The organism is Cedecea sp. P7760, from assembly GCF_013386425.1.
Taxonomy (GTDB): domain Bacteria; phylum Pseudomonadota; class Gammaproteobacteria; order Enterobacterales; family Enterobacteriaceae; genus Cedecea; species Cedecea selenatireducens.
In genome coordinates this window covers 1-9412 of the sequence record NZ_JACARU010000079.1, presented here as the reverse complement: position 1 = coordinate 9412, position 9412 = coordinate 1, and the positions used below count along the sequence as shown (strand labels likewise).

5 protein-coding genes are annotated in these 9412 nt (G+C 58.9%); 2 read left to right on the top strand and 3 right to left on the bottom strand.

Annotated features, from left to right (window positions below):
• Positions 1-159 precede the first annotated feature (159 nt).
• Positions 160-1185, bottom strand: coding sequence for a lytic transglycosylase domain-containing protein (locus HX778_RS22955; protein ID WP_176983157.1), 1026 nt, complete (start codon positions 1183-1185; stop codon positions 160-162).
• 199 nt (positions 1186-1384) lie between these two features.
• Here HX778_RS22955 and HX778_RS22950 point away from each other — a divergent pair, with 199 nt between their 5' ends.
• The gene (locus tag HX778_RS22950) at positions 1385-1885 is read left to right on the top strand and encodes a lytic transglycosylase domain-containing protein (protein ID WP_176983156.1); all 501 of its coding nucleotides are present in this window, start codon (positions 1385-1387) and stop codon (positions 1883-1885) included.
• Between the two features lie 41 nt (positions 1886-1926).
• Here HX778_RS22950 and HX778_RS22945 read toward each other — a convergent pair whose 3' ends face one another.
• Together HX778_RS22945 and HX778_RS22940 are read right to left on the bottom strand one after the other, a co-directional pair.
• The gene (locus HX778_RS22945) at positions 1927-2352 is read right to left on the bottom strand and encodes a type III secretion system chaperone (protein ID WP_176983155.1); all 426 of its coding nucleotides are present in this window, start codon (positions 2350-2352) and stop codon (positions 1927-1929) included.
• A 4-nt stretch (positions 2353-2356) separates the two neighbouring features.
• Complete coding sequence (locus HX778_RS22940; RefSeq protein WP_255483494.1) at positions 2357-7798, bottom strand: AvrE-family type 3 secretion system effector; 5442 nt, start codon at positions 7796-7798, stop codon at positions 2357-2359.
• 288 nt (positions 7799-8086) lie between these two features.
• Here HX778_RS22940 and HX778_RS22935 point away from each other — a divergent pair, with 288 nt between their 5' ends.
• Positions 8087-9208: a cupin domain-containing protein gene (locus tag HX778_RS22935; RefSeq protein ID WP_038474349.1), complete on the top strand. Its 1122-nt coding sequence runs from the start codon at positions 8087-8089 to the stop codon at positions 9206-9208.
• The last annotated feature ends 204 nt before the right edge of the window (positions 9209-9412 follow it).

Sequence of the window (9412 nt, the reverse complement as noted above, 5' to 3'; positions counted from 1 at the left end):
AACATTCCTGGTCGTATTTGCTGCCATTAATCACGCCAATTTGGCCTGTCAAAGAAATAAACTGCTTTGTAACTAAAAAAAGCAACCGCCTCTTATCGAAGAAACGGCCGCTAAATTAGGCATTTTTGTAAAGAAGAGAGCAAAAATAAACGCCCGCTATCAGGCGAATTTCGCCATGTGGCTGTTCACTTCATTCACGTAATTCGGATCGCCCAACGAGACGCTGGACAGGTTGTGCAGATTCACCTGATCGTCGCCGGAGTTATAGGCGCGCAGGGCGGCATCATAGCTGCCAAATTTCTCTTTGCCTTCTTTAAGCATCAGCGCCGAACACATGATCTGGTTGGCCGGCGAGTTCATGTCACTGCCCAGCTTATCCGGATATTTGCTCTGCATCGCACGGTAGGTGTCCGGGTTGATCTGGTTCATGCCGCTGTCGGTTAGCCCGTTGCCAGGGTTGGTCGACTTCGCGTTCACATCCCCGCCCGACTCCTGCATGGTCAGCGCGGCCAGCAGCTTGGCCGGGACGCCGGTTTCAGCGGAGGCTTTTTCATATTCTCCGCCAAACTGGGAGACGATTTTTTGCAGCGTAGGATCGCTGGTTTTCAGGCTGGTATCACCCGGAGGCAGGCTATCCGCAGACGGCCCGGACGCACCAGATGGCCCGCCAGAAGGTGCTGCTGCGAGGTTGTTCAGCGGGCGGCCGGCATCTCCGGCTCCATCGCTACCGCTGCTGCCCATGCCAGAACCTGAGCCTGAGCCGGAACCAATACCGCTCGTCGGTGAAGAGGAGTCGTCGTCGCCCTTATTTTGCCCGCTATTCATATGGAAGAGCTGCATCAACTCTTTCAGGAACTGCTGCAGCATCTGCTGAAGCTCCTGCATCATGCCGTCGGCGGAACCGCTGCCGTTGCTTTGCGAAGCGTTAGCCGGGCTGCTGGCCGGGCTGTTATTGCCCGTTGGCGAAGCGCCAAAGTTGATCGCCGACGGCTTATCGGCCGCGCCCGCGTTGGCAAAGTTCAGCGCCAGCGGAATAGCCAGCGTGTTCCCGCCGTTATTCAGCAGCAGTTTGGCGGTAATGTTGCTCCCGCCGTTTTGTGAGTCAGGTGACGCCCCGTCCAGGCCTGGAAAATGGTTTTCCGGCAAAAGAGGTGAGAACCCGCCCGGTCCTGATGATATCTGCATACAACACACTCCCCTAAGTGATACCCAGTAGCAATCACCGGCCGCCGCCTAACCTTGCAATGACGCCCGGTTTTGCCCGCGTCCGGCATGTTCAACTGAGTGAGAAGCGGAGTTAAAGAGTTCCTTATGTGGCAAAAAATGGGAACCTGGGCGCGCATTTCGCCACACATTGCCAGTGAAAATCAAAAGAGACGCATCTATGCAGACTACATCGTGGCGATTGGGCCTTTTGCTGCTTAGCCTTCCTGCCGTGGCGCAGGCCGAGTGTTTTACCCGCGTCGGGCACGCCTTCGGGATTTCCCCCGCCTTGCTGGAGGCCATCGCCTGGAAAGAGTCGAAATTTACCCTTTCTTCGGTGAACGCCGCCAACTCGAACCACACCGAAGACGTGTGCATGATGCAGGTGAACAGCGTGCATTTTGGGCGACTTAAGCAGTTGGGCGTTACGCGTGAAAACCTGCTGCACGACCCGTGCACCTGCATCGCCACCGGCGCGTGGGTTTTGCACGGGCTGTTCCGCCAGTACGGCCGCTCGTGGAATACCGTCGGCATGTACAACACCGGCCCGTCGGAAAAGCGCCAACAGCTTCGAAGCCGCTATGCCGATGACGTTCAGCGGATTTATAAGGTGCTGCAAAAGCAGCAGCCTGTTCGGCGTGAAGAGGAGCTGTTTGCCAGCAACGAAACGCTCCATCAATAATAAAGCCGGGAAATTTCCCGGCTTTTTCCTTGCCACAAATATTAACGCGCAGCGGCAGCCTCCAGTAGAGACGGCAGTTCGGTCAGAAACTCTCTGACCTCGCCGCTCTGGCCGATGAAGGCGCTTAACCAGCGCGCAAACTGCTCCGCGTCCAGGGCAGACATCTCGCACTGGGTGCACAGACGAATCGCATTTTCCCCGTCAAGCGCCAGCCAGCAGCCGCGCATCGCGTTCATTTCAAAGTTCATCGCCAGCAGGTTCGGCAGCAGCGCAGCGTCCTGCCCGGTTAGCTGTCCGACCCGGCAATGCAGCACCACCGCGCTGCTCTCCGGCGGCAGTTCAATCACCGCGGCCTCTTGCTGTTGGGCATTCGTCAGCTGGCAGATGCCCTCCTCCAGGCGCAGCGAGATCTTCTGCTGTCGTCCCCAGGCATCAAGCCACTGTTGAAGCTGTTGTTGCATCGTCATTCCCTTATCCTCCTTTCACCATAAAGCCGGCATCGGCGGCGTCTTTCAGCGCCGACTTCACCTCTTTTTCTGCCTGAGCCACGCCGCCGTCTACCGTGTAGCTGAGCGGCGCGCTGTCGTCGTCCCCGTAGCTGAAGTTGATCGTGCCCAGGTTTTCATTCATCGACAGCGACACGCCGTTAGAGCCGCCGAGTAAAAAGGACGGCGTTGAGAACCCGTCGGATTTACTCTGCGTCTTGGTAAAGGCGATGGATTTCAGGCGCAGCTTGTCGCGGTCTTTTAGCAGGTCAACGATCGAGTCCTGAGTGACCGAGTGGTTTGCCCACTGGTCAGCCAGTTTTTCACGCGGTTTGGTTTTCAGTTCGAGGGAGACCACCGCCTGCGAGCTGCTGTTATCCTGCAGCCCGCGCAGCAGCGCTTTCAGCCGATAGTCTTCGCCCATCATCTGGGTAATACGGTCGGCGTTGCTCGGCGAAAATTCCCCTTCCATAAAGTGGCGCACAAAGTGGAACAGGCCGTTGCTGTCGATTCGCGAAAGGTTCTTGTAGGTGGACTGGTACTCCGCCTTATTCACCAGCTGTTGCTGATTCAGCATGGCATTTTGCTGACGCACGGTCTGCTGCAGCGACTGCAGCGCTGCCTGCGGGCCGTTGCCCGTCAGCTCGTGATGTCGCGACGGCGGAATAAAGCGCGCAAAGTGGCTTTCCAGCTTGCCCAGCCGTTCAGCCGCCGACATTGGCAGACGCGGAGCATCTTGCGCAGGGGTGAGCTCGCTCAGCAATTTGCGGCTGGCAAGATCGGTGAATTCGCCGCGCAGCCCGTCAATCAGCGCATCAACCTCGGCATTGCCCGGCTCCGGCTGGGTCGTCTGCACGGAAAGGGAGTCAGCCTGCTGCTGGCGTTTGGTTAGCTGCGCCAGCGTATCCAGCAGCGGACGGCGCGCCTTTGCGTTATCAACCGGCGGATACCAGCGGGTGAAATGGGCGTCCAGCTGGCTCAGCTTATCGGCAACGGAAACCGGCAGCTCGCCTTCTTTTGGCTCATCTTTCAGCCTGGCCAGCAGCTGTGTGGAGGCGCTGTCGGTAAACTGTTTGCCCAGCGTGGTCATCAGCTTTTCCAGGTGAACCCCCTCCACCGGCTGGGCATTTTTTAAGTCAACGGTGAGGCTGTGCGTCGTCCGGTTGTTGATCGACAGCTGCACGCTGGCCCCGACGCCAACGCCGACCGAGAAGGGATCTTTGTGCTTCGGCTGAATCGTGGTGCTGACCGGAATCGCAATGTTGGCCCCGGCGTTCATCTGGTTAAACGCCCTTAAACGATGGTCGCTGTGGCTGACGCCCTGCCCTTCAGCATTGCGGGACTCCGTGCGCTCGCGACTGCCTGCCAGCAGGTTGGTGTTGGCATACACGCCGCCGCCCAGACGTGCGCTGGTGGGGAAGTCTTTCTCGTGGCTGTCGGTAAACGGGAAGCCCACGCTCGCCAGCGCCGCGGCGTTAATGTCCACGCTGAAGCTCTGGGTCGCCCCGCTTTTCACGCTATGGTTTGCGCCACGGTTCAAGAACTCCAGCGGATCCAGCGTGCCGCTGCTCAGCTGCTCGATAAAGCCGGGGATCTCGTGCTCCGCCAGTTCAAACGAGACGCCGTGCTGGGACTGAAGCTGTCCGCCCAGCGTGACGCCGCCGCCAAGACGCACGCCCTGCGACAGCGGATGCTTGTGGTCGCCGTCGAGGTACGTTTTATGGGTTTTGTTGTAGTCGGTCAGCACGTTGTAGCCGACGCCGACGATACCGGTGGCCGACACGGCACCTGTTCGCCCGAAGCTGACGTTGATCCCCGTATCACCACGGGAAAAGCTCATCGTGTAGCCTCGGTCGGCCCCCACTTTGCCGCCCACGCCCGCCACAACCTGAGTGCCCGGCGCCACCGTCGCGGTCGCCGAAGCCCCATAGGTGCGGCTAAAGGCGAGGTTTTCGCCGCTTTCCAGCGACAGCACGGTCGACACCATTTTGCCCTGCATTTCGCGCTGGCTTTCAGCCTGCATCACGGTTTTGGTGTTGATGTTGACGCCGTGGTTTTCCTTGCTGAACGCTTTGGTCATCGCCTTGATAGCGTCGTAGTTGGCCTCGAGTGCTTTATGGTTGCCGAAGCCCTGGGTGGTGACGGTTTTAATCACGTTCCCGCCCCAGTCGCTGTCCCGCAGGCGGGCCACGCTGGCGGCAATCTCCGTCATTTTGGCCGAACGTTCTGGCTCGCTTAGCAGCGACGCCTGCTGCAGCTCATCGACAGAATCATGCAGAGATTTCAGCGTCAGCACGTCCAGCATCACCCTGGATTTCACCAGCCCGATGTCATCGTGGATATCGCGCTGGCGCCCCATCGGGACCTGTTCCTTCTGGTGGTTAAGCGTGATTTGCCGCGCCTCCAGCCCGGCAATAATCGCCCCTGCGTGGTTGCTTTTATCGGCGGGATAGCGCCGAAGCAGCTCGTTAAGCTGCCCGGTGAGGTTATCCTGCCGGCTGCTCGACGGGTTCAGCGCGCCGCTGTGGCTGTGGTTCAGGCCAAAGCGCGAAGGCGTAGATTCCTGCCGACGCTCATCGCGCACGCCATAGTGCTGGCCGATCTGCTCACAATAATGGGTGCTGCTGTCGGAAAGCTGGCGCGCAAAACTGCTCATCTCTTCCAGCAGCGCCTTTTCCTGCGGCTGCCACTGGCGCCCCGCTTCACCTCCCATGATCTCGAGCCTCTGGCTTAGGCCAGGGCGCGGGGCGATCCTTGCCGGCTGCTGCGCAAGCGCCTTCAGCCGCTGGGTCAGGTCTCCCTGCTGTTGGTAAACGTCTTTCAGCCCTTCACGACCGGCGTAGCGATGCTGAATAGAGTAGGCGGCGGTTTTTACCGGCCGCGGCCACTCAAGCGACGGGCGGAAAGCAAAGGTGCTCAGGCGAGTGCGGAACGAGGTGCGAACCTGTTTGCCGTCCTGCCCGGTCTGGCCGAGGAAGTTAACCTCGCGCTTGAAAGTGATGCCGGTGCCCGGTAAACGCCAGTCTTTTGACGCTTTGGTCAGCCGCTCGTAGTTCTGGCGCGCCACGTTGAGTTCTTCCACCGGCGCGGTGGCCGGCTCGCCTTTTTCCCAGGCTCCGGCCTTGAAGAGAAACGTATTGCCCTGCTTGTCCAGCGCGCTAACTTGCCCTTTGGCAGAGGTTTGCAGCGCACTGAGTTCGGGCTGGCTACCGTCTTCGTTGGCGGGTAAAACGGCCTTTGCCAGCTCGTCGGCTTTGCCGCTGTTCCAGTTTTTTTCCGGCAGGCTGAACAGCCCGCCTTCTTTGCTTAGCAGCCAAAGCTGTTTGTCTTCCCCGAGGGCAAGATCGCTGATTTTGGACGCCTCTTCTTTCCCCGCGCTGCCGGGCACCAGCTTCTCGATCTGCTCCCGAAGTGCCGCCTGGCTCAAGGTCTGGGTAGCGTTCTGATTACGGCGGGTCGTGGTGTCGATGTGGTGGAAACCGATATCCCCTTTTTCGTTCACCGCCAGATAGCGGCGGCTATCGATCACCGTAAACGCCTGCGCCTTCCCGGCTTTGTCCAGCCCGGCGGTCGCCAGATCGGCGCTGACGCTTTTGGTCACCTGCGGCAAGGCAAAAACGTTGCTGCCGTGGTCAACTTTGTTGCTGCTCAGGTTCACCTTGAGGCGCTTTAGCTCGCCGTCTTTCATCAGCCACGGCTGGCCGTCCAGGCCGCACTGAAGCTTATCGGCCTTTTCGTCCGAGGCGGCCCACAGCCCGGTGGTTTCATTGAAGTAATGCACCTTGCCGTCGTGCAGAGCCAGCTTGCCAAGCCGCCCGAGATCCACCACGTCGTGGGCGGCTGGCGTGACCTGCGGCAGGCCTTTCTGGTAGTCCAGCACCATGCTGTCGGTGAGGTTCCAGCTGCTTTGAGGCTTCAGGTCACCGCCGTGCCAGTGGAAGGTAATGGCGTGTTTCTGGTCGTATTTATCCTTGACGATCAGGTGCAGGCGGTCGGTTTCATCGGCCAGCATATCTTCGACTCGCGCCTCATCGCCGACGGTCGCGGTGACGTATTGCGTAATGTTATCCAGCAGCGGTTTATGCCTTGCTTCACCAAAACTTAACGCCGTGCTCTGCTCGTTAGGTTTATCGCCGCAATGCAGGCGACCGTTATTGTCCAACGCGAACAGCAGCGGGCCATGCAGCGCCGTTTTTTTCAGCGTCATGTTCTCAGGCAGCGCCAGCGTTTTGGCCTGAGGGTCGGCCGCCGCCAGATTGGCGACCCAGGCAACCTGCGGCTTCTTCTCATCGTCACTCATCAGCACCAAAGCGTCGCGCTTCGGACCTATCGCGTAGTGATCGATTTTGTTCTCGAAATTGACCTTGATAGTCTCGCCGACGGCGCTGCCGAGCTGTTTGTCATCGTTCACTCGCCACAGCATGCCGTCGCTCTGGCGCGACAGGGAAGAAAGCTTATCGTCTTCGCCGGAGAGCGATTGCCAGGCGTTGGCGGCGCTGTCAAAGCTGTAGAGTTTTTTGTCATGCAGCCGGTAGCGCGTGCCGTCGCCGTCGGTCACGCTGTCCGTCAGACGGTCACGCACGCCGGTTTCCGGCAGGCGCACTTTTTCGCCGCCAATATCGACGGTCTGGCGGTCATGCCAGGAGAGATGCTGCCCTGCAGGCTCCAGGCTTTGGCGACGCATAAATCCCCGGTGGGGCTGCTGCACTTCCTGCCATTCCACCTTCTGCTGGCTGTGGCTGATAGCAATAAAAGCGCCGGGCTGGCTGCGCAGCGTCATCAGCCGCCCTTCTTTATCCAGCAACACATGCTGATGGCCGTCATCGCTGGCGAGGTGGTTTTGGTAACGCAGGCGATCGTGGCCGATGGTTTTTTCCATCAAGGCCTGCAGCGGCGCGGACGTCGACGGGGTATCAATCTCCAGACGCCCCTTTTTATCGAGCGAGAGCCGGGTTTCCAGCAGCATGTTTTTTTCCGGCTCAATCTCCGGCGCCAGCTCGGCAAACTGGCTGCCTGGCGTCCCCACTTCATTGCTGGGGATCGCGTTCAGGTCGGAAATATCAGGCTGGCTATAAACGCTCGCGGAGCTGGCGCTGGGTTGGCTATAAAGGCTTGGGCTGCTGGCCCGTGAAGCATTTTCAGTGACGGGAATCGCCGTGGGTGTAACTTCTTGCCGACCGCGATGCCGCCCTATAAAGCGGCTAAACATCCCTTTTTGCGACGTTTGCGCCGTCTCGGTTCCCTGTTTCAACCCGGCGGGCGCGGGCGTAGCGGCCTGCGTGTGTAATGACCCGGACGCGGTTTGCGTGGGCGGGGCCTTGCCCTGTTTCATCGCCGAGGGCGGCGAGCGATCCTGCTGTAGATGAGCAATTTCCCGATCGCGGATTGCGCGTCCGGGCTTGATAAAAGCCGATATTCCCAGTCCCATTCTGTTACCCCTTAACAGTCAAACAAGATCTCCGCTTAGTAGGTGATGAGAAATCGGTTCCGGTTCCAGGCTAAATTTCTCCTAACCGCGTGTAAAACCTGAATAAACCAGCCACAGCAAGGCCTGCGGCGGCGTTTAAACTTAAAATAAAATCAGAAAAAACCGATAGCCGGGGCATTTTACGGCCAGAGAAAAAGCGGAAATATCGCCGGGGATTGACCCATGACAAGGTCGCCGAAAGGCCTCGCTCTCTATAATCGGCCTTCTTCCGCACAGGGGTAAATAACCGTGGATTATCAACTCAATATCAACTGGCCAGAGTTTATGGAAACGTACTGGCAGAAAAAGCCAGTGGTGATTAAAAATGCGCTGCCGGGTTTTGTCGACCCAATCACGCCCGACGAGCTTGCCGGCCTTGCGATGGAGAACGAAGTCGACAGCAGGCTGGTCAGTTTTAAAGAGGGCAAATGGCACGCCAGTAATGGGCCTTTTGAGCACTTTGATAATCTTGGCGAGACCGGCTGGTCGCTGCTGGCCCAGGCCGTTAACCACTGGCACGAACCCGCCGCCGCGCTGGTGCGCCCTTTCCGCGTGCTGCCGGACTGGCGCTTAGACGACCTGATGATTTCGTTTTCCGTGCCGGGCGGTGGCGTTGGCCCGCACATTGATAACTATGACGTGTTTATCATTCAGGGCATGGGCAGCCGCCGCTGGCGCGTCGGCGACAGGCTGCCGCTCAAGCAGTTTTGTCCGCATCCGGCGCTGCTGCACGTTGAGCCGTTTACGCCGATTATCGACGAAGATTTAGCCCCCGGCGACATCCTCTACATTCCGCCAGGCTTCCCGCACGACGGCTTTACCCATGAAACGGCGCTCAACTATTCGGTCGGCTTCCGGGGGCCAAACAGCCGCGATTTAATCAGCAGCTTTGCCGATTACGTGCTGGAAAATGACCTCGGCGGCGATCACTATAGCGACCCGGATCTCACCTGCAGGGAAAACCCAGGCAAAGTAGAAAACTACGAGCTGGAACGCCTGCGCAGCATGATGACGGCGTTGATTAGCCAGCCGGAAGCGTTCAACCAGTGGTTCGGCAGCTTTGTGACCACGCCGCGCCACGAGCTGGATATCGCCTCCGCCGAACCGCCTTACGAACCGGAAGAAGTGGCCGCCGCACTGGCCGGCGGAGAACAGCTGCTTCGCCTGAGCGGGCTTCGCGTACTGCAGGTTGGCGAGCATTTCTTCGTGAACAGCGAGCCGCTGGACGTCACGCATCAGGCTGCGGCCGTGGCGATGTGCCGCTATACCCGGCTGACAAAAGCCGAGCTGGGCTCAGCCGTGGAAGATGCCGAATTCATCAGCCAACTGACGGGGCTGATTAACCAGGGATACTGGTACTTCGAAGATTAAGTTTGCCCGACTGAAACCTGGCTGCCTCAAGCCAGGTTTTCGCCTCTTCACCCACCAATGCCTTTCGCTAAGCGACAAATATATTCTATGAAAGACTGGCTAAAATTCCGTTCACTCGTAGAACGGTTTTCCCTACACGTTCAGAAACGGTGAACGAGTGAGGGGGAAATACGCCATTCCCCCTCACAACCCCCGGCGCCGGCG